The following is a 24,868-nucleotide window of genomic DNA, read 5'->3' on the forward strand; positions in this document are numbered from 1 at the left end:
CGGACGACGGCGGCGCGCCTCGGTGAGGCCGAGCGCTTCCCGCATCAGCGTGGCGAAGGGCAGACCGGCCCCCGCCGCGCGTGCGGTCAGCGCCTGCTTTTCCGATGCCGTGCAGCGGAAAACCACGACGGCATTGAGGTCGCCTTTCGGCGATCGCCGCGCGCTCTTGGTGGGGTTTGAAGGGGAGGCTTGCCTCCCCTCACAAGGCTCCCTGTCGGACGGCTCGCCGTATGACAGGGGTCGCCTTGCTCCCTTCAAATCGCCGTCCGTCATGACGCCCTCCGAAGGTCGGTTTGGCGGGCGGTTTCGGCGGCGATGTGGTCACGGCGGCGGCTGAAGAAAGCGATCCAATCGAGCGCGCTGGAGCTTGCTTCGTCCGGTGGCCAATAGCTTGGCAGGGCATAACCTGCTTTCCCGGTTTTCACCGTTCGCATGCCCAAGGCGTCGATCGAAGGAAAGCCGTGACGACGCAACCAATTGCGCCATTGCTCGACCTGATCCGCCTTGGTCTCGGCCACGAAAACGAGCGGGACGGCTCGCCGCGTCTCGACGCTCGGCGGGGCGTCCTCGCGCGGGTTAGGTTTATATATTTTTTCTTTCTCTAAGTTTGGTGGACATATTTGTCCCCCTTCGCCGGACAGATCTGACCACCTTTCCGGACGGTTTTGACCGCCTTTGTCAGGGTAAAGGGTGACAACTTTGTCCGTCTTTTCGCGGGCGTCCGATGCGCGTAAAATCGACGCCGCTGAGGGACGATATTCTGTGTTGTGCCCGACGCCATTTCCGCGCTGGATCTCGAACCATCCTTTGACCTCAAGTTCACGGACGGCGCGCTGAATGGTCTTGACGCTCTTGCCGGTCGCGTCGGCAATCGTTTGATAGGACGGCCACGCCTTCTCGGTGTGGCCGTTCAAATGCGTGGTGATAATGTAGAGTGCCACGGAGCGTGCGTTGTCGCTCAAATCCTTGTCGCAGCTCAATTGCTGAAGCCATTGCAGCTTCACATCCCGAAATGGCCGCGCCCCGCTCATGCGCGCCTCCCTGGTCGCAATGCGACCGAGAAAGAAGGGCAGAAAATGGCCGGAAAAAGTGGGACGGCGGCTTTACTAAGCCATTGATTTTTATAAAATGGGGTCTTCGTCCCACACGGGGTTAAGCTGCTGATTTTCTTGGAATTCGGCAGGCCCTCCGGGCCCACCAATTCTCTGTTGTCCAACCTGGAGACATAGGTAACAAAACGTACCTAAGACATGGGTGACAACCTCGTGCCGAACGGGTTGTCGATGGTTTGCAATGTCCTCTGCTCCAGGTCGATTTATCCCAGATCATGTCGTCGTCTGCCTGACGGGCACATAACCCGTCAGCCCTCAAAGATGCGTCGTCACCCATCGAAATATTGATCTGAAACATCAGTAGGTATATTATAAATATCGAATATCCGGGTCTGCATAATAAAAACGATGGTTGAATCGTGATTACTGCTGCTCAGATGCGCGCCGCGAGGGCTCTTCTCGGCATCGACCAGCGGAAGCTGGCGGAGCTGGCGGGGATTTCGGTGCCGACGATCCAGCGCATGGAAGCGAGCGCCGACGTGGTGCGGGGAAACGTCGATTCCCTGATGCGCCTGCTGGCGGCGCTCGACAGGGCCGGGATCGAGCTGATCGGCGAGAGAGTGGCCAGCGAAAATGGGGGGCGGGGGGTCCGGCTGAAGGCTGGAGCGGGACCTTCCGGAAACGAGAAGCCGGAACCATCCGGACGCACGCATGGAGCGAGGAGGCGCCCATGACGTCGGTACTTGTCATGCTGCTATGCGTTGCCGCGCTTCTGGCGACAGCGGCGCTCGCGGTTTTCATGGCCCGATCGAAGCAGGCAACGCCTGTCATCTACGGACTGAGCCTTTCCATTGCGGCTGTCGCTTTTGCAACCGGGTTGGTGCAGCTCGTCTCGCCGCCCGCCGAGGTTCCGATCCTCATGCTTCCCTTCAGCCTGCCCTGGCTCGGGGCGCATTTCAGGCTCGACCCGCTGGCCGCCTTCTTTCTTCTCGTCGTCGATCTGGGCGGTGCCTTCGCCAGTCTCTATGGCCTCGGCTACGGACGTCACGAACATGCGCCCCACAGGGTCCTGCCTTTCTTCCCGGCGTTCCTTGCCGGCATGAACCTTGTGATCCTGGCGGACGACGCATTCACTTTCCTGTTGTCCTGGGAATTCATGTCACTGGCCTCGTGGGCACTGGTGATGGCGCATCACCGCGACGCCGAAAACCGCCGGGCGGGCTATCTCTACATCGTCATGGCGAGCTTCGGCACACTCGCCCTGCTGCTTGCCTTCGGCCTCTTGGCAGGGCCCGACGGCGCCTATGGCTTCGCCGCCATGCGGGGCATGGACCACACTCCACTCGCGACCGGCCTCGTCCTTGTCCTGTTGCTGGTCGGCGCTGGTTCGAAGGCCGGTCTTGTGCCGCTGCATGTCTGGTTGCCGCTGGCACATCCGGCCGCACCCAGCCATGTCTCGGCCTTGATGAGCGGCGTCATGACCAAGGTTGCCGTCTACGGCTTCATCCGCGTCCTCTTCGACCTCGTCGGAACGCCGGCCTGGTGGTCGGGCCTCCTCGTCCTGCTGATCGGCAGCGGCACCGCCGTGCTCGGTATCCTGCATGCCCTGATGGAGCGGGATCTCAAGCGCATGCTCGCCTACAGCACGATCGAGAATATCGGCGTGGTCTTCGTCGGCCTCGGACTGGCGCTCGCGTTCAAGGACGCCGGCATGGAACTGGCGGCGGCGCTTGCCATGACCGCCGCGCTCTTCCACGTCCTCAACCATTCCTTCTTCAAGAGCCTCCTCTTCTTCGGCGCCGGTGCCGTCCTGACCCGGACGGGCGAGCGCGACATGGAAAAGCTGGGCGGCCTGATCCATCGCATGCCGGTCACCGCCTTTACTTTCCTGGTCGGCTGCATGGCGATTTCGGCGCTGCCGCCGTTCAACGGCTTTGCGTCGGAATGGCTGGCCTTCCAGGCGATCCTGCAAAGCCCCGACCTGCCCCAATGGGCGCTGACCATTCTCGTGCCGGCCGTCGGCGGATTGCTGGCCCTGTCGGCGGCGCTGGCGGCGGCCTGTTTCGTCAGGGCGTTCGGCATCGCTTTCCTCGGTCGGCCGAGAACCGACCCGGCCGCGAATGCCTCGGAAGCGGATCGCTTCTCGCTGGCGGCCATGTCCATCCTGGCGGGTCTGTGCCTGCTGGCCGGCATCCTGCCCGGGATCGTCATCGACGCCCTCGCGCCGGTAACGCAGCTTCTCGTCGGCGGCCGGATGCCGGTGCAAACCGACATGCCGTGGCTGTCGATCGTGCCGGTCACGGAAAGCCGCAGTTCCTATAACGGCCTGCTCGTCTTCCTGTTCATCGGGTTCTCGGCCTGGCTCACCGCCGGTCTCGTCCACCGTTTCGCTTCGCGTGCCCTTCGCCGGGCGCCGGCCTGGGACTGCGGCTTTCCGCAGATCGACGCCACGATGCAATATTCGGCCGGCAGCTTCGCCCAGCCTGTCCGGCGGGTTTTCGGGACGCTGGTCTTCCGCGCCCGCGAGCGGGTCGACATGCCGCCGCCCGGTACGCTGAGCCCGGCACGCTTTGCATTGGAAACCCATGATCTCGTCTGGGAAGGTCTCTATCTGCCGATCGCCGGCGCCGTGGGTTACGTGGCCGAGAAGCTCAACTATCTGCAGTTCCTCACCATCCGGCGCTATCTGAGCCTCGTCTTCCTCGCGCTCGTCCTCCTGCTTCTGGTGCTGGCGTTATGGTCCTGATCCGCGATCTTCTTGTCCAGGTCGTCCAGATGGCGCTCGTCGTGGCGCTTGCGCCGCTGCTGACCGGCTTCGTCCGCAAGGCGAAGGCGCGGCTCCTGCGCCGGCGGGGAGCATCGGTTATCCAGCCCTATCGCGACCTGTCGAGACTTCTGCGCAAGGAGGCTGTGGTGGCGGAAAACGTATCCTGGCTGTTCAGGATGGCGCCCTACCTTATCTTCGCGGCGACCTGGGTTGCCGCCGCGGTCATTCCCACCTTCGCGACAGGCCTCATCTTCAGCTGGACGGTCGATCTGATCGCCATCATTGGCCTGCTCGGCAGCGCCCGTTTTTTCCTGGCGCTCGCGGGCATGGATGTCGGTACCAGTTTCGGCGGAATCGGATCGAGCCGCGAAATGCTGATCGCCACGCTCGCCGAACCGGCGATGCTGCTGATCATCTTCGCGGTGGCGCTTATTGCCGGTTCCACCCAGCTTTCGACGATCGCCGCCTTCATGACGTCCCCGCAGGTGGGATTGCGCGTTTCGCTGGCCGTGGCGCTGATCGCCATCATCATGGTCGCGATCGCCGAGAACGCGCGCATCCCGATTGACAATCCGGCGACCCACCTCGAACTCACCATGGTGCACGAGGCCATGGTGCTCGAATATTCCGGCCGGCATCTGGCGATGATCGAGCTCGCGGCCATGCTCAAGCTGCTGCTCTATCTCTCCATGATCGTCTGCATCTTCGTGCCCTGGAACATCAAGGGCCCAGAGGCGGGGTATCCGGCCTACCTCGTCGGCTTTGCATCCTACGTCGTCAAGCTTGCGGTCGGCGGCGCGATGCTTGCGCTGTTCGAGACGGCGACAGCCAAGATGCGAGTCTTCCGGGTGCCGCAGTTCCTCGGCGCAGCGCTGATGCTCGGCCTGCTTGCCACGCTGCTCAGATTCGTATCGAGGAGCCTGTGATGCAGGGACCGGTCTATTTCGACATCGCCCACATGCTCGCCGGCGGCCTCGTCCTGGTCAGCATGATGATGCTCTACCAGGACCGGCTCTATGCGCTGCTCAACGTGTTCGCCCTGCATTCGCTGCTGCTCACCCTTTCGGTCGCCTGGCAGGCCTTCATCCAGGGCGCCCCACATCTCTATGTCACGGCGGCGATCGCGCTCGTCTTTAAGGTCGTCGTCATCCCGGTCGCGCTCCACCATATGATCCGCAAGCTCGGCATCCACCGGGAGATCGAGACAGTGGTCGGCATAGGCCTCACCATGCTGGCCGGCATCGGCCTCGTGGCGCTGTCGATCGTGGTGATGCTGCGGGTGACGCCCGAAGCCGACCCGCTGACCCGCGAGGACCTCGCCTTCGCGCTCTCCGTCCTGCTGCTCGGGCTGCTGATCATGGTGACGCGGCGCAATGCCGTCAGCCAGGTCGTCGGCTTCATGTCGCTCGAAAACGGACTGGTGCTCGCCGCGACCGGCGCCAAGGGCATGCCGCTGGTGGTGGAGATCAGCGTCGCCTTCTCGATCCTGATCGCCTTCATCGTCATCGGCGTCTTCCTGTTCCGCATCCGCGAGCGGTTCGACACCGTCGACGTCGGGGCGCTCGACGACGTCAGGGGAAGGCGGCGGAAATGAACGCATCCTCCCTCTTCACCTTCGATGCGGTCGCGGCCATTTTGGCGATCCCGGTCGTCGCGGCGACGCTGCTCGCTCTCATGCCTGGCTACAAGGTGACGGCGCGCGTTAACGTGGCGGCCAGCCTGCTGACGCTCGTCGCCGCCCTTTGCCTGTTCGTCACCGAGCGGCCGGAGCCGGGCCGGTACCTGCTGGTCGACGACCTCAACATCGTCTTCATCGTTCTCAACACCTTCGTCGGCTTCACGACCAGCCTGTTCAGCGCCAGCTATATCGCCCACGAACTGGAGACCGGCCGGCTGACGCCGGCGAACCTGCGCTTCTACCACGCCATGTATCAGATCATGATGTTCGGCATGAACCTGGCGTTCGTCTCGAACAATATCGGCCTGATGTGGGTGGCCGTGGAACTGGCGACGCTGACCACCGTGCTGATGGTCGGCATCTATCGCACCCATGAGGCGCTGGAAGCGGCCTGGAAATACTTCATTCTGGGCAGCGTCGGTATCGCCTTCGCGCTGTTCGGCACCATTCTCGTCTATCTGGCGGCACAGCCGGTGGTCGGAGAAGGGTACGATGCCATGGTTTGGACCCTTCTCGTCGAGCGGGTCGCTGACTTCGACCCGGCGCTGCTTAACGTCGCCTTCATCTTTCTGCTGCTCGGTTACGGCACCAAGGTCGGCCTCGCGCCGCTGCATGCCTGGCTGCCGGACGCGCATGCCGAGGGGCCGACGCCAATTTCCGCCGTGCTGTCGGGACTGCTCCTGAATGTCGCGCTTTATGCCGTGCTGCGCTTCAAGATCCTGCTCGCCGCCAGTCCGGAAGCGATCAGCCCCGGGCCGCTGATGATGACCATGGGGCTGGCGTCGCTGATCTTCGCGGCGTTCATGCTTTACCGGCGCCGCGATATCAAGCGTATGTTCGCCTATTCCTCGATCGAGCATATGGGCATCATCGTTTTCGCCTTCGGCCTCGGCGGCCCGCTCGCCAATTTCGCCGGGCTGCTGCATATGGTCATGCATTCGCTGACCAAATCGGCGATCTTCTTCGCCGTCGGCCACATCTCTCAGATCAAGGGAACCCAGCGGCTTTCGGCGATCCGCGGCCTCACCGAAACCCATCCGGTCCTCGGCTGGGGCCTGGTGATCGGCGTTGCAGCCATTGCCGGCCTGCCACCCATGGGCGTCTTCATGAGCGAGTTTCTGCTTGTCAGCTCCACCTTCGCGCGGCAGCCCCTGCTGGCCGTGCCGCTGGTGTTCGGGCTGCTGGTGGCTTTCGGGGCCTTGTTGCTGCGGCTGACGGGCGTCGCCTTTGGCCAGCCGCGCGGCAGCCGGAAGCCAGCCGATGCCTCTTATCTGCCGATGTATTCGCATCTCGTGCTGGTCCTGATCGCTGGCATTTATCTGCCGCCGCCGCTGGTCGCCTGGTTCCAGCATATCGCCAACCTGCTCCGATAAAGGACTGTTCGTCATGCCGGCCCTGATCGCCATCGCCCCGGAGAGCCGTCTGGTCGGGCACCATCGTCCATGGCCGCGCGCCGTCGCCAATGCTGCGGGCTGGATTGCGGTAACCGAGACCCTTGCAGACAGGCAAAGGACATTGCTCGGGCTCTGGGGAGAAGCGGATGCCGTGCACATGGCGGTGTTCGACGAGGCCGATGGCACCGTCGGCGTTATCAGCCTGGAAGGGCTTGAAGGCAACTATCCTTCGGTGGCTCGCCGTCATCCTCCCGCTCTTCGGCTGGAACGGGCGCTCCGGGATCTGACCGGCCTTGAACCGCAGGGCCTGCCCGACAGCCGGCCGTGGCTCGACCATGGCCGCTGGACCCTGCGTTTTCCGCTGGGTGAGAAGGCCATCAGGCCTGCGGAAGCTGTGCCTTACAAATTCCTGCCGGCGGAAGGCGAAAGCCTGCACCGGATCCCGGTCGGTCCGGTGCATGCGGGCATCATCGAGCCGGGACATTTCCGCTTCACGGCCAACGGCGAGACGGTCGTCCGCCTCGAAGAGCGCCTCGGTTATGTCCATAAGGGCATCGAAGGTCTGATGACGGGGGCCGATCTCGGCAGGGCACTCCAGCTTGCCGGCCGGACCTCCGGCGACAGCACTGTCGCCTATGCCTATGCCTTCTCGCGGGCGGCCGAGGCAGCGCTCGGGCTCGACATCCCGCCGCGCGCAGTCTGGCTCCGGGCGCTGATGGCCGAGCTGGAACGGCTCGCCAACCATCTCGGCGATATCGGCGCCATCTGCAACGACGCCGCCTTCTCGCTGATGCTTGCCCATTGCGGCGCGCTGCGTGAGCGTGTGCTGAGGGCCGCCGATGCCGCTTTCGGCCATCGCCTGATGCGCGATCGCATCGTGCCCGGCGGCGTTGTCGCCGATCTCGACGAGGCCGGTGCGGCGGGCCTGCGCACGCTGCTTGCCGAGATCCGCAGAAAGTTTCCGGCATTGGTGGATCTCTATGACAATACCGCGTCTTTGCAGGACCGGATGGTGGGCACAGGCATCCTCGTGCCGGATCTCGCCCGTCTTTACGGCGCCGGGGGCTATGTCGGGCGTGCGTCCGGGCGCGCCTTCGATGTCCGGCGCGCCTTGCCCTATCCGCCCTACGATGTTCTCCGCTTCGATGTGCCGATACTCGACCAAGGAGACGTCAACGCGCGCATCTGGATCCGCATCCGTGAGGTCGAGCAGGGGCTCTCGCTCATCGAACAGATTCTCGACCAGCTGCCGCCCGGCCCCACACGGCATGACGTAGCCGACAATGGGGAGGTGCGCGAAGGCATGGCCGTCGTGGAAGGTTTTCGCGGCGACATCCTTGTCTGGCTCAGGCTTGCCGGCAACCGGGTGGATCGGTGCCATCTGCGCGATCCTTCGTGGTTCCAGTGGCCGTTGCTGGAAGCCGCCATCGAAGGGAACATCGTTGCCGATTTCCCGCTCTGCAACAAATCCTTCAACTGCTCCTATTCCGGCCACGATCTCTAACGGAGGCAGATAGCCATGCGCAGGCTCCTTTTCGAAAGTCTGATCCGGCCGCCGCTCACAGAAGCGGCCCCGCGACAATCCGATGCGGCGATAGAGGAGCTTGCCACGGCCGTCGACAGGTCGGCCCGTCGCCGGCTTGGCCGCAGCCTGTCGATCCGCGCTGTCGACGCAGGCTCCTGCAACGGCTGCGAATTGGAAATGCACGCGCTGAGCAACGTCTTCTACGATATCGAGCGTTTCGGCATCCGCTTCGTCGCCTCGCCGCGGCATGCCGACGTGCTGATGGTCACCGGTCCGGTGACGCGGAACATGGCCGAGGCGCTGGAACGGACCTACAACGCTACGCCCGGTCCCAAATGGGTCGTGGCGCTCGGCAGTTGCGCCCGCGACGGCGGCTGCTTCGCAGATAGCTATGCGGTCATCGGCGGGGTTTCGAGGGTCGTGCCGGTGGACCTTCATATTCCAGGCTGCCCGCCGCCCCCGACAGAGATCCTGAAGGGCCTGCTTGCATTGCTCGATCAGGCGGACAAGGGAGCCCGCGCTTCGTGAGGCTACTCCAATGGCTCGACGTCTTCAGACCACAGGGCGAATGACAGGTATCCGGAAGGGGCCGGTCGCGGCGCTGTCTTACAGGTTCGCCGTCGTCCGGAACCTGCTGTGGCCTGAGCAGCCTCCACGTCTTCAGGTGCTATATTGGCCTGGAGTATCCGACATCTATCGGCCGATATTGCGCCACGTGCGGACGTCCTCGGACGTCACGCGAATATGGCCGGTCGGATCGAATTGTTTTCCGTCGAACTTGTCGCTCGCAATCCGGCTGAAGACTTCGATATGTTCCTGCAGCCTGAATTCATCGGCGCGTGGGGGATCGGCGATGGCCTCAAGCGCATTGTGGGTAACCACGACGACCTGGTCGCCGATCCCTGTATCCATCAACAGGCGACCCTCCTGTCCGGAGGATGTCAAGAATCCTGACTTCAATTTCAGCGGCATGGTAACCTCCCTTTTGGGTTAAAAGGTGAAATTACCCGCATCAGCGGCGCCATCAGTGATCGAGATCAATCCGGGCAGTATTTTCGAGTGCTCACGGGATGGGATACTCGGCGACCGGTACTACTCGTGCTGATTTCCCTTCGGAGGCCGACCTGTTTTTAAACAATCTTGGTCCGGCTTTCTTTCCTGGAACAAAGCCTCAGGTCGTGCGTTGCGGCTCCATGTCCGGCTGACGGCCGAATGGCGCGATGGGTGCTTGTCGAATGGATGATGACCGCTTGACCGGCGTTGGCCGGCCAATCCGATCAGGACGAGACATCGGCCGGGACGGCATTTCGGGCGGCCATCGGCCGGCAATCCGAGCCACGATCATCCTTCTTCTGTTTCCGCTTTTGGCGTCATGTTCCGGCGTCCAGTCGGCACTCGATCCGGCAGGCAGCGAGGCAAGCGCGGTCGCAACCCTCTTTTTCGTCATGCTGACCGGCGGCGCGGTGATCTGGGCGGGTGTCGTCGGGCTGCTGTTCCATGCCGCGCGCAAGCGTCGAACCTATTCGGAAAAAGGCGCGGGGCAGCTCATCCTCTGGGGCGGGGCTGTTTTGCCGTCGGTCATCCTTGCGGCCCTCCTTTCCTATGCCGTCTGGCTGATGCCCAATGTCCGGCCCTGGTTCCAGGCAGAAGATCGCGGCCTGCGGCGCGTCGAGGTGACCGGCGAGCAGTTCTGGTGGCGGGTGCGTTATCTCGATGACGGTGGCGCGGTCGTTTTCGAAACGGCCAATGAAGTGCGCGTACCGACCGGAGAGCGCGTCGTCTTTCTGCTGAAATCGCCCGACGTCATCCATTCCTTCTGGATACCCGTGCTCGGCGGCAAGATGGACATGATACCCGGCCGTGAGAACCGCCTCACATTGCAGGCGGAAAAGCCCGGTACCTATCGGGGCGTCTGCGCAGAGTTCTGCGGCGCCAGTCACGCGCTGATGGCTTTCACCGTCCATGCGATGGAACCGGAGGCGTACGAGGACTGGTACAAGGCGCGGCAGGCATCCTCCGGCACCCGTGACGCACAGGGGTTGGAGCTGTTCCTAAGACATGGCTGTGGTGCCTGCCATGGCATTTCCGGCACGGAGGCACGGGGAGCGATAGGCCCCGATCTTACCGCCTTCGGCGAGCGTGGCTCGGTCGGAGCCGGAACCCTGGCCAACGAGAAGGATCAAATTGCACGATTTCTGCGCGATCCCGATGCCGTGAAGCCGGAGGCCCGCATGCCTCATTTCAGCATGCTGCCGGAGGCCGAGATCGATCGGATCGCCGCCTACCTGAAGGGGCTCAGATGACCATGGAGCTCGGCAATTTTCCGCCGGAAGAACGGGCGGCGCAGGAGGAACGGCTCCGCAAGGTATGGGAGACGCCGAAGGGCATCCGCTACTGGACCTCTGTCAACAACAGCGAGATCGGCCTTTGGTACGGCGTCACCGCCTTTGCCTTCATGCTGTTCGCCGGCCTGCTCGGGCTCCTGATGCGCCTGCAACTGGCGGTGCCGCAGAATGACTTCATCTCCGCCGAACTCTTCAACCAGGCCTTCACCCTGCATGGGACGGTGATGATGTTCCTGTTCGCGGTGCCGATCTTCGAAGCCGTCGCGATCTTTCTGTTGCCGTCGATGCTCGGCGCCCGCGAATTGCCGTTCCCGCGGCTGTCCGCCTTCGGCTTCTGGAGTTTTCTCATCGGCGGCGTCTTCGTCTGCGGCTCGATCTTCTTCAACGCCGCCCCGAACGCCGGCTGGTTCATGTATCCGCCGCTTGCGACCGACGACGAATATGCCGGCATCGGCGCGGATATCTGGCTGCTCGGCCTGTCCTTCATCGAGGTGGCGTCGATTGCTGCCGCCGTCGAGATCATCGTCGGCATCATGAAATGCCGGGCGCCCGGCATGCGTATCAACATCATGCCGATGTTCGCCTGGTATCTGCTGATCGTCGCGGGCATGATCCTTTTTGCCTTTCCGCCGTTGATCGCGGGCGACATCCTGTTCGAGATGGAGCGGATGTTCGACTGGCCGTTCTTCGACGCGAGGCGAGGCGGCGATCCGCTGCTTTGGCAGCACCTGTTCTGGATCTTCGGCCACCCGGAAGTCTACATCATCTTCCTGCCCGCAATCGCTTTGATGGCGATGATCGTGCCGACCTTCTCGCAGCGGCCGATCGTTGGTTATTCGTGGATCGTCCTGGCTGCCGTCGGTACGGGTTTCCTAAGTTTCGGGCTCTGGGTGCACCATATGTTCGCGACCGGCCTGCCGCAGATCTCGCTTGCCTTTTTCTCGGCGGCATCGGAGGCGGTGGCGATCCCGACCGGCGTGCAGATCTTCGTGTTCATCGCCACCATGCTTGCCGGCCGGGTGGTCTTTTCGGTGCCGATGCTGTTCGGGGCAGGCGGGCTGATCATCTTCGTGATCGGCGGACTGACGGGCGTCATGGTGGCGCTCGTGCCGTTCGACTGGCAGGCGCACGACACGTATTTCGTCGTCGCGCACCTGCACTACGTGCTGATCGGCGGCATGCTGTTTCCGGTCGTCGCCGGCATCTATTACTACTTTCCGTTCGTGACGGGTAAGAAGCTCAGCGATGCCTGGGGAAGGGCTGCTTTCTGGCTGATGTTTGCCGGGTTCAACGTCGCCTTCTTCCCCATGCACTTCTCCGGCCTGCGCGGCATGCCGCGGCGGGTCTTCACCTATCCGGAAGATATCGGCTGGGACTGGTTCAACCTCATCTCGACCATCGGTGCCTTCGTCTTCGCCGCCGGTGTCGCGACCTTCGTCATCGACATTTTTCGCCCGAAACAACAACCGGCAGGGCGCGATCTCAACCCCTGGAATTCCGGGACGCTCGAATGGACCAACGATCCGTCGGAAAGCTGGGGCATGCGCTCGGTGCCGATCATCACCAGCCGCTATCCGCTCTGGGATCAGCCAAACCTGCAGGCGGATATCGAGGCCGGGCGCTTCTATCTGCCGGATGCGAAGTCCGGCAAGCGCGAGACACTGGTGACCTCTGTTCTGGATGCGAAACCGATCCAGTGCCTGCGGGTCGGCGGCGTCTCCTACGTGACGATCATCGCGGCGATTGCGCTTGGCGGCGTGTTCATCGCGCTGACATTCAAATTGTGGATCACGACGATCGTCTTTGCGATCATCACCTTCCTAGCCGTCATCCACTGGCTCTGGAACGGAACGGCGCCGATACCGGAGGCACCGGAGATCGATGTCGGGCTAGGCGAGAAGCTGCCGATCTATGTCTCCGGGCCGGCTTCGGTCGGCTGGTGGGCGATGTTCATCACCATGGTCGGCGACGGCACGGCGTTCGCGAGCCTGATCTTCGGCTATTTCTTCTACTGGACCATCCATGACGATTTCACCGCGATCGCCAAAGGGCCGGGCGTCCTGTGGCCGATGGCGGCGCTGGTGCTCTACGTCATCGCCTGGACGCTGACGCTGCTGGCGCGCCAACTCAACGACAAGGGTCGGCCGGATGCGCGGTTGGCGCTCACCGCAGCTTTCGCCGTTTCGGTCGCCGCCTCGCTTGCGGGTCTTGCCGGTCCCTATCTGTATGGCATGGATCCGACAGCGAATGTCTATCCGGCCATCGTCTGGATCGTCGTTATCTGGACCGTGACGCATGGCATAGTCGGTGCGATCATGCAGGCCTATTGTCTCGCGCGCAGCATCGCCGGCAGGATGACCGCGGAATACGACCAGGATATCCGCAACGTCGCGCTCTACTGGCATTTCATGGCCTTCACCGCCGTCGTCACCTTCGCGGTCCTCGGCCTTTTCCCGCTGGTGGCATCATGAAAAGCATCATTCCGCGCGAAGTCGAAACGCTTTGGACCCTATTTACGGCGCCGACCGTCTGGGCGCTGCATTTCATTGCCTGTTACGTCACGGTTGCGGTCTTCTGCGCGAAGCGGCTGCCGTCCTCTTTCACTTTCGACGGCGTGCGGATCGCGCTTGTCATCGTGACCGCGCTGGCGCTGGCGATGATCGTGCTGTCGGGTTATCTCGCCTGGCGGCAATGGGGTTTCGGAGCGGCTGATCCGCCGCATGACGAGCCGACCCGCGATGCCCGCACCCTGTTTCAGGGCTTTGCGACACTGCTGCTGTCCGGCCTCAGCTTCGTCGCCGTGGTTTTCGCGTCGATCCCGCTGATCTTCATTGCCGAGTGTCAGCCATGACAAAGGCGGCGCTCACAACCGGCCTCGTCATGCTGCTGTTGTTATGGGCGGTGCTGTTGCCCTTTGCCGATCGCAGCTCTTTTTCCGTCCACATGATTGCGCATATGGGAGTGGTGGCCGGCGCTGCGCCGCTGATTGCCGTCGGAATATCGGGGACGGAGCGGGACCTTACCGCCGGCCGAGCGTGGTTCACTCCCCTGCTTGCCTCCGTCATCGAGCTTTTCGCGGTCTGGATCTGGCATATCCCGGCGCTTCGGGCGCTTTCCGAAAGCTCGATTGCTTTCGCGGCACTCGAGCAGGCAATCTTTTTCGGGGCAGGGCTGGCGCTTTGGCTCGCCTGCCTCGGCAGCGGCTTAGCCGGAAGGGAGGAGCGGCGCCTTGCCGGCACGTTCGGCCTGCTTTTAACATCCATGCATATGACCCTGCTTGGCGCGCTGCTGGCACTTTCGCCGCGCCCGCTTTATGGAGAAGGAGAAGTGACCTGCCTCGGCGTCACTCTCGATGCCGCCGCGGATCAGCAGGTCGGCGGCGTTGTCATGCTGCTGGTCGGCGCTGCGGTCTATTTGGCCGGCGGCGTGGCGCTATTGGCCCGCATGCTGAACGCGCCGGTGCCGGATCGCTGAGTCGCGGCGGAAAAGTGGATATGCTTCGCTCCGGTTGGTTGGAAGAGCAGGTCCACAGGTCTGCGGTTGCGGGACAGGTCGCCTCCGGTCATTGCAGAATCCGATCTTACGGAGAACATGTCGTTGTGGCGTGGAAAAGGCGGAGGAAAGAACGGTCGACCGTTGACATCGTCGTTTGCATGACGCTGATCGATGCCATCTCTCCAGCCATCCGGCGCGGCGCTGACCTTCCGGCCCAAATTGGCGTTGCAAGTTTCAGGCTCTGGCTTATTTGATGGAACGTGAACAACGGATATCGGAGTATCAGTTGAATCAAACCCGGCCAGCGCTCCTTCTCGTTACTGCGTCGCTCATCCCGCTCATCATTCTCGCCGCAGTGATGGGCAGGTTCTTCATTCAGGAGCAGCAGAACGCGCTCGACGCCGACATTCGCAGCAAGGCGACGGCCATGGCCGCCACGCTTCAGCGCGAGCTTAAAAGCCAGATTCAGCTTCTGACCGTCGTTGCAGATTCGCCCCGTCTCGATCCGCCGATTCCCCGTTCCGCCTTCGCCGAGACCGCTCGACGCCTGCGGGAGCGAGTGCCTGAATGGGAGCAGATCCGGATATCGGACGAAAAGGGCGAGGTGGTGCTGTCGCTGCCGCCGCTGGAGGGTTCGGTTGAAAAACAGGTCGTGGACATCGAGAGCCACCAGGCCGTGGTTCGCACGGGCGGCGCGGTGATCGGCAATGTTTCGATCGGGCCCCGGGGGCAGGCGGCCTTTGCCGTGAGGGTTCCGATCCAGAGGAATGACAAGCTTCGAGCCATTCTGTCGGTCGTCATCCGCCCGACGATCGTGACAAACCTCCTCTATGCCAACGGTCTGCCGGAAAACTGGGCAGCCTGGATCGTCGACGGTCAGGATCGCCTTGTCGCTTCCACCGGCGCTCCTGCGCTCGCCGGTAACGCGGCAAGCGAGTTCGCAAACTTTTCCGGAACGGATTTTGGTCTGGCAACGCTCAAAAACGGGCAGGAGTTGCGTGTTGCCGAAGTTGCGCTGGGGGAAACCCCATGGCGGGTGAGGGTAGGTCTGCCGGTTGCCGAATATGACAGGCTGGCGCGCAAGGCGACATTGCTGCTCGCCGCAGCCAACTGCTTTACGCTGCTGCTCTCAGGTTCGGCTGCCTTTCTCTTTCACAGGGAGATTAGGGCCAGGAACCGCGAACGCGAAAGCATGGCAAACTGGCAGCGAATGGATGCGCTTGGAAAGCTGACGGGCCAGGCAGCCCATGATTTCAACAACCTGCTCATGGTGTTTCAGTCGGGCGTCGAGGGCATCAGGAGGAGGCGGAACGATGAGCAGCGGGTGACGCAGCTCCTTTCGCACATGAGTGACGGAGTGACGAGGGGAAAGACGATCACCCAACGACTGCTGTCTTTCTCCAGGCGCTCCAACCAAGGTGCCGGACATGTGGAGCTGGACATCAAGCTTTCCGAATTGAGACCGCTGCTGCGACAAGCCGTCGATGACACGATTGTCATGGACATCAACGTTCCGGATGACATCTGGCCCGTTCACGTGGATCCCGCGGGTCTTGAGATCGCGCTGATCAATTTCCTGACCAATGCGCGCGAGGCGATGGGCGGCGGCGGTCAGGTAACGATTTCGGCAAGGAACGTCCTCGATGGCGCTGTGGAAGATCCGACCCTCCAAGGGCAATTTGTTGCCTTGACGATCGCAGACACCGGAACAGGCGTCGCATCCGAGCATCTGGGGCGGGTGTTCGAGCCGTTTTTCTCCACGAAGAAGAACGGCGGCCCAGGTCTCGGACTGACCCAGGTCCATAGCTTTGCGAAAGGGAGCGGCGGTGCCGTCAAGGTGTCGAGTGTGGTTGGCCATGGCAGTGCCTTCACGCTGCTGCTTCCCCGCTCGAACGAACAGCGCATTCCACGCGAACCCGCAAAGCCGGGGGTAGATCTTCCCGGCCAGCTGTTGATAGTGGACGACACGCCGTCATCGCTGGAATCGGTGCGCCTGGCTTTGGAAGGATTGGTTTCCACGATTTTCGTGGCGACAAGCGGCAGCGAGGCAATCGAGGTTCTCGAACGTCACCCGGAGATCGAGGCGGTGATCAGCGACATCATGATGCCGGGCATGTCCGGCATCGAGCTTGCCGAAGAAATACGTCGGAAGAACTCGCGCCTGCCGGTTGTTCTGATGACCGGCTACAGCGACAAGCTTGAGGCCGGCACGGAGGTCGGGTGCCCGGTTGTGGCGAAGCCGTTCAAGATCGAAGACCTGACTGCTTCACTGGAGGCGGCCCAGATTTCGACGGAGAAATCAACAAACGTCGTGCGCCTGGAGATCCCGGCGAAAAGCTGATCCGCTCGAGAGCGCTTCAACTTACCCGACCAGGCTAAGCGGTTTGTGGACCTGCAGCGGTTCGGGAGCCTCCAGAAGCCCCGTCAGATAGCGTCCATAGGCGCTCTTCCCATATTGCCTGGCGAGGCCTTCAAGCTGAACGGCGTCGATGAAGTTCAGGCGATAGGCAATCTCCTCGGGGCAGGAAATCTTGACGCCCTGGCGGCGTTCCAGCGTCGACACGAATTCCGACGCTTCCAACAGGCTGTCCGGTGTTCCTGTGTCGAGCCAGGCATACCCGCGTCCCATCATCTCGACATGGAGCGTGCCGCGATCGAGATAGGCCCGATTGACGTCGGTGATCTCCAGCTCGCCTCGGGCGGAAGGTCTCAGGTTGGCAGCAATGTCGACGACGTCCTTGTCATAGAAATAGAGGCCGGTAACGGCCCAGTTCGAACGAGGGCGTTCCGGTTTTTCTTCGATCGAAGCCGCCTTCATCTGCTTGTCGAACTCGACCACGCCGTAACGCTGCGGATCGTTGACATGGTAGGCAAAAACTGTGGCGCCGCTTTCCCGCGCCATGGCGCTTTTGAAGAGGTCGGTAATGCCATGGCCGAAAAAGATGTTGTCGCCGAGGACGAGGCAGGACGAGCTGGAGCCGATGAAGTCGGCGCCGATGATATAGGCCTGCGCAAGGCCGTCAGGAGAGGGTTGTTCCGCATAGGACAACGAGAGACCCCATTTGGAACCGTCGCCGAGCAGCAGCTGGAAATTCGGGAGATCCTTGGGCGTCGATATGATCAGGATGTCGCGGATCCCCGCCAGCATCAGCGTCGACAGGGGATAATAGATCATCGGTTTGTCATAGATCGGCATCAACTGTTTGGACAGCACTTGGGTCATCGGGTGTAGCCGCGTGCCGCTGCCTCCGGCGAGAATAATCCCCTTCATCATTTCACCTCCCGAACTTTCTGTTTTCAAGGTCGACCGGATCCAGCAGGCGCCTGACGACATATCCCGTCGAGCCCCGCCAATCGGGCATGACGATGCCGTGGCGCCTGTAGAGTCTTGAACAGTCCAGTTGCGAATTGGCGGGTCGCCGGGCGGGTGTCGGGTAGGCGCTGGTGGGGATGCGGACGACCCTTGCGGAAGGCCCGCCATTTGCCGCCGAGATTTTGAAAATCTCGTCTGCGAAGTCTGCCCAGCTCGCCGCGCCCGTTCCGGCCATATGAAAGATGCCGCGCAGTGCACGGTCGTTTGAAGCCAGCAGATTTTGCCCGACGGCGATGATGGCATCGGCAATATCGATCGCCGAAGTCGGGTTTCCGATCTGATCCTCGACGACCTGCACCTCTTCCCTTGCCTCAGCGACTCTCAGCATGGTGCGCAAGAAATTCCGGCTGAACGGGCTGTAGACCCAGGCGGTGCGAAGGATGGCATGGTTTTCGGTTGCGGCCGCCACGTTCCGCTCACCCACCAGCTTGTCGCGGCCATAGACACCAAGCGGCGCGACCGGATCGGATTCGACATAGGGTGAGGGCTTGCTGCCGTCGAAGACATAGTCTGTGGACAGGTGAACGATAGGCACTCGGAGTGCCGCCGCTACGCGCGCCAGTTCTGCAGGGCCTGTTGCGTTGACGGTAAAGGCCACCTCCCTGTCGATTTCGGCCTGGTCGACTCCAGTAAAAGCGGCTGCGGAGACGATCAGGTCGGGGCGAGCGGCCTCGACGGCTGCGGCAATGGTCTCCGGCATCGCCAGATCGAGTTCAGGGCGGCCGAGCGCAATGATTTCGACATCGGTTCGCTTTTTCGTGTTTTCGAGGAGAGACTGAACGACCTGTCCCTTGAGCCCGGTGACCACGTATCGCTTGGGATTGCCCATCATCCAGCCCCGGCCTTGAGAAGCCCGAGGCGACTGCCGTCATATCCCTGGCGAAGCGGCGCCCACCACCATTCATTGTCGAGATACCAGCGCACCGTCTTTTCGATCCCGGTCTCGAAGCTCTCCTGCGCCTTCCAGCCCAGTTCCGTTTCCAGTTTGCTCGCGTCGATCGCGTAACGTGCATCATGCCCCGGCCTGTCGGTCACGAACCGGACCAGATTTTCATGACGGCCTCCGCCCGGCCGCAAATCGTCGAGGATCGCGCAGATGCGTTTTACAACGTCGATATTGCTGCGCTCATTGCGGCCTCCGACGTTGTAGGTTTCTCCGACCCTGCCGCGCTCGGCGATGAGATCCAGCGCCCGGGCATGATCCTCGACGTAAAGCCAGTCGCGAATATTCGCGCCGCTCCCATAGACTGGCAGAGATTTGCCTTCGAGCGCATTGAGGATCGTCAGCGGGATCAGCTTTTCCGGAAAGTGGAAGGGGCCGTAATTGTTCGAGCAGTTGGAGACGATGACCGGCATCTCGTAGGTGCGTGCCCATGCCTTGGCGAGATGGTCCGATGCGGCCTTCGATGCAGAATAGGGTGAACTCGGATCGTAGGGTGTGGTTTCCGAGAACAGCCCATCCCGCTCCAGCGAGCCGTAGACCTCATCCGTCGAAACGTGCAGGAAGCGGAAAGCCTCCTTTTTCCGATGCTCAAGCGATGCCCAGTACTCCCGGGCACATTCGAGCATGGTGAAGGAGCCGAGAATATTGGTTTCGACGAATTGACGTGCGCCGAGGATGGAACGGTCGACATGGCTTTCGGCGGCCAGATGCATCACGCGGTCTGGCCCGAATGTCGAAATCGCGGAACTCACCGCCGCAGCATCGCATATGTCTATCTTGAAGAACCGATAAGACGGCTTGCCTTCAACCGACCTCAGCGATGTCAGCGTGCCGGCATAGGTCAATTTATCGATGTTCAGGACCTCGTACCCCTTTTCGAGCACGAGGTAGCGGATGACCGCCGATCCAATGAACCCCGCCCCACCGGTCACAAGCACGCGCATGCCTTGGATTACCCCCAAAAGCTCTCGTCAACCGCTGCGGCTGAGTTTGCCGAATTGATCGTTGACGGCATAACTGAAGTTGGACTGAAGCTCGGCGAGCGTCGGCTGCCCCCGATCCTTTTCCGACAGGATCGCCTTGTCTGCCGCGACGGGCCATTCGATCCCAAGCTCGGGATCGTTCCAGAGCAGGCCACGCTCGTGTTCCGCGCTGTAATAGTCGGTCACTTTGTAGGTGATGACCGTATCTGCCGTCAGGGTGCAGAACCCATGTGCGAAACCTGGCGGCAGCCAAAGCTGAAGGGCATTTTCGGCCGATAGTTCCACCGAGACGAACTTGCCATAGGTCGGCGATCCGGTACGGATATCAACCGCCACATCCAGGAATGCGCCGCTGGAACACGAGACCAGCTTGCCTTGCGCACGAGGATTGGTTTGAAAGTGAAGACCGCGGACAGTTCCTGCTTCTGCCGAATAGGACCGGTTGTCCTGAACGAACGTGAAAGGACCTACTTCGGATTCAAAAAGGCTTTTCCGAAATATCTCCAGGAAATAACCTCGGGAATCTCCGAATTTCTTCGGAACCAGTAGTAAAACGTCCTCAATGATCGTTTTATCGAAGCGCACAGGGCCCCCATGATCCTGAAACTGCGGAATGTCTAGTGATAAGGCCACATGGATATTCGCAGCGCAATTCAGACGCGGCTCATCAGATCGGCCATGGATCGTCCAATAGCGGTAGTGAAGCCTACGCCCGCTATCTTCCGTCGTTCCGACGGCAAAAGTGTTGGGGGAACGAATACGGGCAGATCGACGCCGCGGTAAATCGTCGTCTGGGTGCTCGACCGAGATCACCCGTTCGGGACGAAAGTGTTACCTATGTCCCAGGAATAAACCGTAACCCATGTGTCCAGAACGGACCCGGAAATAGCTGGCTGGGGCGCCTGGATTCGAACCAGGGATGACGGTACCAAAAACCGTTGCCTTACCGCTTGGCGACGCCCCACCATGACGGCGGTGATGATACCGCCCAGGCAATGCGGGTTGCTCTAGCAAAGCTTCATTCGGCGAGCAATCACAGAACGGTCGTTTTTTGTTAAATCTCATACTTTCATTGGCTTCGGAAATTTACTCGGAACTGGTGCGCCGCCACTCCGCGCTCCGAATGCCAGCGTTCACCTTTCGCAAAGCCTGCGCTCGCCCCGAAAAGGTTGATAGGTGCAGTCGGAGGCCCGGAAAGAGCGGTAGCTGCGGGAGCAGGCGGTGATATTGCAGGAGGGCGCCGCCCCCGGCTCACCGGTCGCCAGACCCTTGTCCAAATCGAAATCGGGAGCGGGCTCGGTCATTGCCGCGCGGATGAAGTCCCGCCAGATCCGGGCTGGTAGTGACCCGCCCGTCACGCCTTTCATCGGCGTATCGTCGTCATTCCCGACCCAGACGCCGACGACCAGGCGTTCGGTGAAACCGACGAACCAGGCATCGCGATTGTTCTGGCTGGTCCCGGTCTTGCCGGCCGCGAACGTGCCGGGGTCTGCATCGCGGCCGGTACCGCGTTCGATGACGAGCTGGAGCAGGCCAAGCAGGTCGGACTCGTAGGGCGACAGATCGATGGAGGGCGTCGTCTTTTCGCCCACCCTGAAAGTCTGGGATTGTCCCGATGCTCGAAAATCAACAATCCCCCATGGCTCGACCGGCGCCTTGCCGAGGCGAACCGACGCATAGGCGCTGGTGAGGTCGAGCAGGTTCACCTCCGATGTTCCGAGCGCCAGAGATGGGGTCGGTGCCAGGGGCGTGTCGATGCCGAGTTCCTTTGCGGCGGCGACGACGTTGTCGAGCCCGACATCCTGGGCGAGCGCGACGGTTGCGGCATTCAGCGAACGGGCGAAAGCTTCGGCCAATGTGACCCAGCCGCGGTAAGCGCCGCCGGAATTTTCAGGCGACCACCCGTCGATTTCGATCGGTGCGTCGAGGACGCGGTCAAAAAGGGTCAGTCCTTTCTTCAGGGCGGCGTAATAGACGAAAAGTTTGAACGTGGAGCCGGGCTGCCGCATCGCCGTGACGGCGCGGTTGAACTGGCTCGTCTTGTAGTCGTGCCCGCCGACCATGGCAACGACGGCGCCCTCTGGCGTCATCGCCACAAGCGCTGCCTGGCTTGCGCCAAGCGACTTTCCCTCTTCGTCGAGAGCCTGCGTTATCACCTTTTCGGCAATGCGCTGAAGACGCGGGACCACGGTCGTGCGTACCGTGGTCGAGCCTGGGGTGGCGCCTGCGATCTCGCTTGCCTGCGGCGAAATCCAGTCGGCGAACCAGCTTCCCGAACGGGGTGTCGGCGTCGTCGGGCGGAGCTTGCCAAATTCCGCCCTGGCGGCGGCTGCTTCGTCTGGCGTCAGCTTGGCATTGTCAACCATCGCGGCGAGCACAGTCGCTGTCCGTTGGCGGGCGCCCTCGATATTGTCGATCGGGTTCAACTGGCTCGGCGCCTTCAGGAGTCCGGCAAGTAGCGCCGATTCCGACACATTGAGGTCTCCGATGTCCTTGTTGAAGTAAATCCGTGCTGCGGCCGGCATTCCGGTGGCACCCGAACCGAGATAGGCGGCGTTCAGATATCGGGTCAGGATTTCCTGCTTGCCCAGTTTCCATTCCAGCCAGAACGCAATGACCACTTCCTGGATCTTCCGCTTCAGCGTCCGGTCGCTTTGCAGATATTGCAGCTTGATCAATTGCTGGGTGATCGTGCTGCCGCCCTGGACCACCGAGCCTGCCTGAAAATTCCTGATGAATGCGCGGCCGATTCCCTGCGGATCGACACCGTAATGGGTCATGAACCGCCTGTCCTCGATCGACAGGACAGCGTCGACGAGGGACTGCGGAAACTGATTGTAAGTCGTATATGGCCCCTGATACGGGCCTTGCCGCACAAGCGGCCCGCCATCCGCCGTTTCAAGCACGATGACAGGCTTCAGCGTGCCTGCGGCGATCTCCCGCCACGGCACGTCCTTCAAGGCCCATACTAGAACGCCCGCCATGACGAGGACGCAGGCAAATGATGCGAGTGCTGCCACGGTTATCCAGGACAACCGTCTTGACTGCCGGTTCTGCCTTGAAACTGGCCGCCAATGCCGTAAGGCGACCATTGCGGAGAGGGCTTTGCTGCGGAGGCCTGAAAGGCGTTCCGCTGCCGGCCTGGATGTCGGGTCGGGTTCCCGCTTTTTCGGCCTTGTGTATTTCTCCCGAAGCGTAGCGGCGGCATTCCTTATCCAGAGAGAGCCCGATCGCCACGACGTTCCGATATCCTGGCGGAGCGCGGTCAGCAATTCACGGACGGCGCGCCCGCTTTGCCCAAAGACGGGAGCAGAATGACCGCTCGTTTTCTGATCGTCTGGCGGTTCGCCCGGGTGCAAGCCTTTTTCGTCAAGCTCGCCCGTTTCCGGCACGCCCTTTGGTGCCGCCTCTGTGTCAGTCATCGGCGCGGGCTCGCTGAGGGCACGTTCATCCGGTTTCTTCGAGTTGTCCTCAGGGCGGGTCATTCACTGCGGTGCGGTTGGATCTCGTAAATGAAATAGTGCGTGACAGCACAAAAGGAAGGTGCTGCCGCGCCTATCGGTGATCAGAAGCCGTGATGCTCTACTCCCAATGAAGTAAGCGCGGTCAAATAGATAGACGGCGAAAGCCATGTCACTATCGGATCTGCAAGTTTGATCTGCAAGCGGAGGAAATGCATGAAAAAACGGGTGATGAGCGATCCGAACTGGCCGGAGCCGGTGATCGTAACAGTCGGGCGGAGGTCTCCGGAAATTATTCGAACTCCTGCAGAGGCCTTGATCTACCTTACCAACAAATGGCCTGGCGCGCGCAACGAGCGCTATAGAACGGCGACCGAGTTCTGCTCGGCTGCGCTGCGCAGACAGGTAGACGCCGCATCTGCACGTGAGACGTTTCTGTCCGCCGCTCTCGAAGCGGGAATGCTCCAATAAGCCTCATCTTCTGCGGCACGGCCAATCTTCATGGACCTGTTTGCAGATGGATATAGCAAAGCGCCGAAAAATCCCGGGCCGCAAGACGGTGGCTGTCGAGCAGCGTCGGTTGGCGCTGCTTGTACGGCCGCAAGCGAGGCCGAAAATCACCTCTCATAGCGCGGTGACCATGCCATGTCGTTCAATCCCTGTCGTTCATGGCCGCACGGAGCGTGTCGTTGATGCGATCCTGCCAGCCGGGGCCATCTTCCTGAAAATAGGCGAGCACGTCGCTGTCGAGCTTCAGCGACACGAGCTCCTTGACATTGGGTGGCGCCCGCCGCTCGACGGCGGGAGCCGGGGCGGCCTTCTTGGTCGGCGAGAACAGCGCCTCGGCAGCTTCGAGTGGATTGACGGGCCGGCGCGGGGGACGTGTCATGATTATCTCCGTAGTCAAAAGGGGAGGGTATTCGCCGTCGCAGTTCTGGCCTGCAGACGCGGCTCTTTTCTCGAACTATCAGCAAGCTTGGCGAAATAGCAATCACGGAGCAGGGCGGTCAGCGGGAAGAGGCATTGCCAATCGGCATGTGGGCCGTACCGGCTCCGCAAACCTCGGAAACCCACTATGGGATTTCTGCTCTTGGTCGTATAACCGTCCTCGATCCCGAGAACGCTCTCCCGAGCACTTCTGTTGACGCACGCTGTCTCCGCCGATCGTCCTCGGATCAGTCCCGTTCGACTGGCCTCCGGTCAGTCTGTCCAAGTCCGAAGCCCATCCGTCTCACCCAAGGAGAACGACCATGGATCGTACCGCCGTTGAAAACCGCCGCAAGGCATCGTTGAACACTCCCTCCGATCTGCCCTCCAACGCCACCGCCGATATTGCCGGTGCGCTTGCGGCGCTGCTTGCGGACACGTTCGCGCTCTATCTCAAGACCAAGAATTTTCACTGGCATATGAGCGGCCCGCATTTTCGCGATTACCACGTGATGCTCGACGAACAGGGCGAGCAGATTTTTGCAATGACCGACGCGATCGCCGAACGTGCCCGCAAGATCGGCGGCACGACGATCCGCTCGATCGGCCATATCGGCCGGCTGCAGCGCCTTCTCGACAACGACGCCGATTTCGTCACCCCGCGCGACATGCTTGCCGAACTGAAGGACGACAACCAGCAACTCGTGTCCTTCCTGCGCCAGGCCCACGAAGTCTGCGCCGAACATAACGACGTAGCCACGACGAGCCTGCTGGAAGTCTGGATTGACGAGACGGAACGCCGCGCCTGGTTCCTGTTTGAGACGACACGCGGCGCCGAATAAATCGGTCACCAATTGAAATCTATAAAGAACCCCCGGCGGCAACGGCATCGCTGCCGCCGATCGTCGCGATGACATCTCATCCA

General features: G+C 61.7%; 23 protein-coding genes and 1 tRNA gene. 14 read left to right on the top strand and 10 right to left on the bottom strand.

Annotation, left to right across the window (positions count from 1 at the left end; genetic code table 11):
* Both MOV63_RS06395 and MOV63_RS06400 read right to left on the bottom strand, forming a co-directional pair.
* A partial coding sequence (locus MOV63_RS06395) for a hypothetical protein (RefSeq protein ID WP_247032741.1) occupies positions 1–273 on the bottom strand: 273 nt, incomplete at its 3' end.
* Positions 270–1,031 (bottom strand): helix-turn-helix domain-containing protein, encoded by a 762-nt coding sequence (locus tag MOV63_RS06400; protein ID WP_247032743.1) that lies wholly within the window; start codon positions 1,029–1,031, stop codon positions 270–272. The genes MOV63_RS06400 and MOV63_RS06395, both read right to left, overlap by 4 nt.
* A 440-nt stretch (positions 1,032–1,471) precedes the next feature.
* On the opposite strand from MOV63_RS06400, the gene MOV63_RS06405 reads away from it, so the two are divergent.
* The 7 genes from MOV63_RS06405 to MOV63_RS06435 are packed head-to-tail and all read left to right on the top strand — an operon-like array spanning position 1,472 to position 8,944.
* Positions 1,472–1,786 carry a helix-turn-helix domain-containing protein gene (locus tag MOV63_RS06405; protein ID WP_247032744.1) on the top strand — a complete coding sequence of 105 codons (315 nt, stop codon included), beginning with the start codon at positions 1,472–1,474 and terminating at the stop codon, positions 1,784–1,786.
* Positions 1,783–3,798, top strand: coding sequence for a hydrogenase 4 subunit B (gene hyfB, locus MOV63_RS06410; protein WP_247032747.1), 2,016 nt, complete (start codon positions 1,783–1,785; stop codon positions 3,796–3,798). The genes MOV63_RS06405 and hyfB overlap by 4 nt, the downstream gene beginning before the upstream one ends.
* Positions 3,789–4,745, top strand: coding sequence for a respiratory chain complex I subunit 1 family protein (locus MOV63_RS06415; protein ID WP_247032749.1), 957 nt, complete (start codon positions 3,789–3,791; stop codon positions 4,743–4,745). The genes hyfB and MOV63_RS06415 overlap by 10 nt, the downstream gene beginning before the upstream one ends.
* Positions 4,745–5,413, top strand: a complete 669-nt coding sequence (locus MOV63_RS06420; protein WP_247032751.1) for a hydrogenase-4 component E — start codon at positions 4,745–4,747, stop codon at positions 5,411–5,413. The genes MOV63_RS06415 and MOV63_RS06420 overlap by 1 nt, the downstream gene beginning before the upstream one ends.
* Entirely contained in the window at positions 5,410–6,870 is a 1,461-nt protein-coding gene (locus MOV63_RS06425; protein WP_247032753.1) for a hydrogenase 4 subunit F, read from the top strand. Before MOV63_RS06420 ends, MOV63_RS06425 begins: the two co-directional genes overlap by 4 nt.
* Positions 6,871–6,883: 13 nt before the next feature.
* On the top strand, positions 6,884–8,395 hold the full coding sequence (locus MOV63_RS06430; protein ID WP_247032761.1) for a hydrogenase expression protein HypE: 1,512 nt from the start codon (positions 6,884–6,886) through the stop codon (positions 8,393–8,395).
* Positions 8,396–8,410: 15 nt separating this feature from the next.
* Positions 8,411–8,944, top strand: a complete 534-nt coding sequence (locus MOV63_RS06435; protein ID WP_247032763.1) for an NADH-quinone oxidoreductase subunit B family protein — start codon at positions 8,411–8,413, stop codon at positions 8,942–8,944.
* A gap of 165 nt (positions 8,945–9,109) precedes the next feature.
* Here MOV63_RS06435 and MOV63_RS06440 read toward each other — a convergent pair whose 3' ends face one another.
* Positions 9,110–9,328, bottom strand: a complete 219-nt coding sequence (locus tag MOV63_RS06440; protein ID WP_309493821.1) for a hypothetical protein — start codon at positions 9,326–9,328, stop codon at positions 9,110–9,112.
* Positions 9,329–9,651: 323 nt separating this feature from the next.
* Here MOV63_RS06440 and coxB point away from each other — a divergent pair, with 323 nt between their 5' ends.
* The 5 genes from coxB to MOV63_RS06465 all read left to right on the top strand — a co-directional run bounded on the left by coxB (position 9,652) and on the right by MOV63_RS06465 (position 16,597).
* Positions 9,652–10,719, top strand: coding sequence for a cytochrome c oxidase subunit II (gene coxB, locus MOV63_RS06445; RefSeq protein ID WP_247032768.1), 1,068 nt, complete (start codon positions 9,652–9,654; stop codon positions 10,717–10,719).
* A complete protein-coding gene (gene ctaD / locus MOV63_RS06450; protein WP_247032769.1) occupies positions 10,716–13,232 on the top strand; it encodes a cytochrome c oxidase subunit I in 2,517 nt (838 codons plus the stop codon). The genes coxB and ctaD overlap by 4 nt, the downstream gene beginning before the upstream one ends.
* On the top strand, positions 13,229–13,612 hold the full coding sequence (locus MOV63_RS06455; protein ID WP_038543969.1) for a hypothetical protein: 384 nt from the start codon (positions 13,229–13,231) through the stop codon (positions 13,610–13,612). Before ctaD ends, MOV63_RS06455 begins: the two co-directional genes overlap by 4 nt.
* A complete protein-coding gene (locus MOV63_RS06460; protein WP_247032771.1) occupies positions 13,609–14,235 on the top strand; it encodes a cytochrome c oxidase assembly protein in 627 nt (208 codons plus the stop codon). Before MOV63_RS06455 ends, MOV63_RS06460 begins: the two co-directional genes overlap by 4 nt.
* A 307-nt stretch (positions 14,236–14,542) precedes the next feature.
* The gene (locus MOV63_RS06465; RefSeq protein WP_247032773.1) at positions 14,543–16,597 is read left to right on the top strand and encodes a response regulator; all 2,055 of its coding nucleotides are present in this window, start codon (positions 14,543–14,545) and stop codon (positions 16,595–16,597) included.
* Between the two features lie 21 nt (positions 16,598–16,618).
* Here the strand turns inward: MOV63_RS06465 and rfbA are convergent, their stop codons facing one another.
* From rfbA to MOV63_RS06495, 6 genes are all read right to left on the bottom strand, one after another.
* A complete protein-coding gene (gene rfbA / locus MOV63_RS06470; protein ID WP_247032887.1) occupies positions 16,619–17,527 on the bottom strand; it encodes a glucose-1-phosphate thymidylyltransferase RfbA in 909 nt (302 codons plus the stop codon).
* A gap of 4 nt (positions 17,528–17,531) precedes the next feature.
* Positions 17,532–18,461 carry a dTDP-4-dehydrorhamnose reductase gene (gene rfbD, locus MOV63_RS06475; protein WP_247032775.1) on the bottom strand — a complete coding sequence of 310 codons (930 nt, stop codon included), beginning with the start codon at positions 18,459–18,461 and terminating at the stop codon, positions 17,532–17,534.
* Positions 18,458–19,516, bottom strand: a complete 1,059-nt coding sequence (gene rfbB, locus MOV63_RS06480) for a dTDP-glucose 4,6-dehydratase (protein WP_247032777.1) — start codon at positions 19,514–19,516, stop codon at positions 18,458–18,460. The genes rfbD and rfbB overlap by 4 nt, the downstream gene beginning before the upstream one ends.
* 27 nt (positions 19,517–19,543) lie before the next feature.
* The gene (gene rfbC, locus MOV63_RS06485; protein ID WP_247032888.1) at positions 19,544–20,140 is read right to left on the bottom strand and encodes a dTDP-4-dehydrorhamnose 3,5-epimerase; all 597 of its coding nucleotides are present in this window, start codon (positions 20,138–20,140) and stop codon (positions 19,544–19,546) included.
* 305 nt (positions 20,141–20,445) lie between these two features.
* A tRNA-Gln gene (locus tag MOV63_RS06490) sits at positions 20,446–20,519 on the bottom strand.
* Between the two features lie 169 nt (positions 20,520–20,688).
* Positions 20,689–22,539 (bottom strand): PBP1A family penicillin-binding protein, encoded by a 1,851-nt coding sequence (locus MOV63_RS06495; protein WP_247032889.1) that lies wholly within the window; start codon positions 22,537–22,539, stop codon positions 20,689–20,691.
* A gap of 693 nt (positions 22,540–23,232) precedes the next feature.
* Between MOV63_RS06495 and MOV63_RS06500 the strand changes: the two genes are divergently transcribed.
* The gene (locus tag MOV63_RS06500) at positions 23,233–23,487 is read left to right on the top strand and encodes a DUF982 domain-containing protein (RefSeq protein WP_038543958.1); all 255 of its coding nucleotides are present in this window, start codon (positions 23,233–23,235) and stop codon (positions 23,485–23,487) included.
* A 181-nt stretch (positions 23,488–23,668) separates the two neighbouring features.
* Here the strand turns inward: MOV63_RS06500 and MOV63_RS06505 are convergent, their stop codons facing one another.
* A complete protein-coding gene (locus tag MOV63_RS06505; protein ID WP_038543956.1) occupies positions 23,669–23,905 on the bottom strand; it encodes a BrnA antitoxin family protein in 237 nt (78 codons plus the stop codon).
* A gap of 361 nt (positions 23,906–24,266) precedes the next feature.
* On the opposite strand from MOV63_RS06505, the gene MOV63_RS06510 reads away from it, so the two are divergent.
* On the top strand, positions 24,267–24,785 hold the full coding sequence (locus tag MOV63_RS06510; RefSeq protein ID WP_038543954.1) for a Dps family protein: 519 nt from the start codon (positions 24,267–24,269) through the stop codon (positions 24,783–24,785).
* The last annotated feature ends 83 nt before the right edge of the window (positions 24,786–24,868 follow it).

The sequence above is a fragment of the Neorhizobium sp. SHOUNA12A genome (assembly GCF_023006505.1).
Lineage (GTDB): Bacteria > Pseudomonadota > Alphaproteobacteria > Rhizobiales > Rhizobiaceae > Neorhizobium.

Excerpts from the sequence above, each read along its gene's own strand:
- MOV63_RS06400 (WP_247032743.1), bottom strand. The coding sequence starts at position 1,031 with ATGAGCGGGGCGCGGCCATTTCGGGATGTGAAGCTGCAATGGCTTCAG.
- hyfB (WP_247032747.1), top strand. The coding sequence starts at position 1,783 with ATGACGTCGGTACTTGTCATGCTGCTATGCGTTGCCGCGCTTCTGGCG.
- MOV63_RS06415 (WP_247032749.1), top strand. The coding sequence starts at position 3,789 with ATGGTCCTGATCCGCGATCTTCTTGTCCAGGTCGTCCAGATGGCGCTC.
- MOV63_RS06420 (WP_247032751.1), top strand. The coding sequence starts at position 4,745 with ATGCAGGGACCGGTCTATTTCGACATCGCCCACATGCTCGCCGGCGGC.
- MOV63_RS06425 (WP_247032753.1), top strand. The coding sequence starts at position 5,410 with ATGAACGCATCCTCCCTCTTCACCTTCGATGCGGTCGCGGCCATTTTG.
- MOV63_RS06430 (WP_247032761.1), top strand. The coding sequence starts at position 6,884 with ATGCCGGCCCTGATCGCCATCGCCCCGGAGAGCCGTCTGGTCGGGCAC.
- MOV63_RS06435 (WP_247032763.1), top strand. The coding sequence starts at position 8,411 with ATGCGCAGGCTCCTTTTCGAAAGTCTGATCCGGCCGCCGCTCACAGAA.
- MOV63_RS06440 (WP_309493821.1), bottom strand. The coding sequence starts at position 9,328 with ATGGATACAGGGATCGGCGACCAGGTCGTCGTGGTTACCCACAATGCG.
- coxB (WP_247032768.1), top strand. The coding sequence starts at position 9,652 with ATGGATGATGACCGCTTGACCGGCGTTGGCCGGCCAATCCGATCAGGA.
- ctaD (WP_247032769.1), top strand. The coding sequence starts at position 10,716 with ATGACCATGGAGCTCGGCAATTTTCCGCCGGAAGAACGGGCGGCGCAG.
- MOV63_RS06455 (WP_038543969.1), top strand. The coding sequence starts at position 13,229 with ATGAAAAGCATCATTCCGCGCGAAGTCGAAACGCTTTGGACCCTATTT.
- MOV63_RS06460 (WP_247032771.1), top strand. The coding sequence starts at position 13,609 with ATGACAAAGGCGGCGCTCACAACCGGCCTCGTCATGCTGCTGTTGTTA.
- rfbA (WP_247032887.1), bottom strand. The coding sequence starts at position 17,527 with ATGAAGGGGATTATTCTCGCCGGAGGCAGCGGCACGCGGCTACACCCG.
- rfbD (WP_247032775.1), bottom strand. The coding sequence starts at position 18,461 with ATGATGGGCAATCCCAAGCGATACGTGGTCACCGGGCTCAAGGGACAG.
- rfbB (WP_247032777.1), bottom strand. The coding sequence starts at position 19,516 with ATGCGCGTGCTTGTGACCGGTGGGGCGGGGTTCATTGGATCGGCGGTC.
- MOV63_RS06495 (WP_247032889.1), bottom strand. The coding sequence starts at position 22,539 with ATGGCGGGCGTTCTAGTATGGGCCTTGAAGGACGTGCCGTGGCGGGAG.
- MOV63_RS06500 (WP_038543958.1), top strand. The coding sequence starts at position 23,233 with ATGAAAAAACGGGTGATGAGCGATCCGAACTGGCCGGAGCCGGTGATC.
- MOV63_RS06505 (WP_038543956.1), bottom strand. The coding sequence starts at position 23,905 with ATGACACGTCCCCCGCGCCGGCCCGTCAATCCACTCGAAGCTGCCGAG.
- MOV63_RS06510 (WP_038543954.1), top strand. The coding sequence starts at position 24,267 with ATGGATCGTACCGCCGTTGAAAACCGCCGCAAGGCATCGTTGAACACT.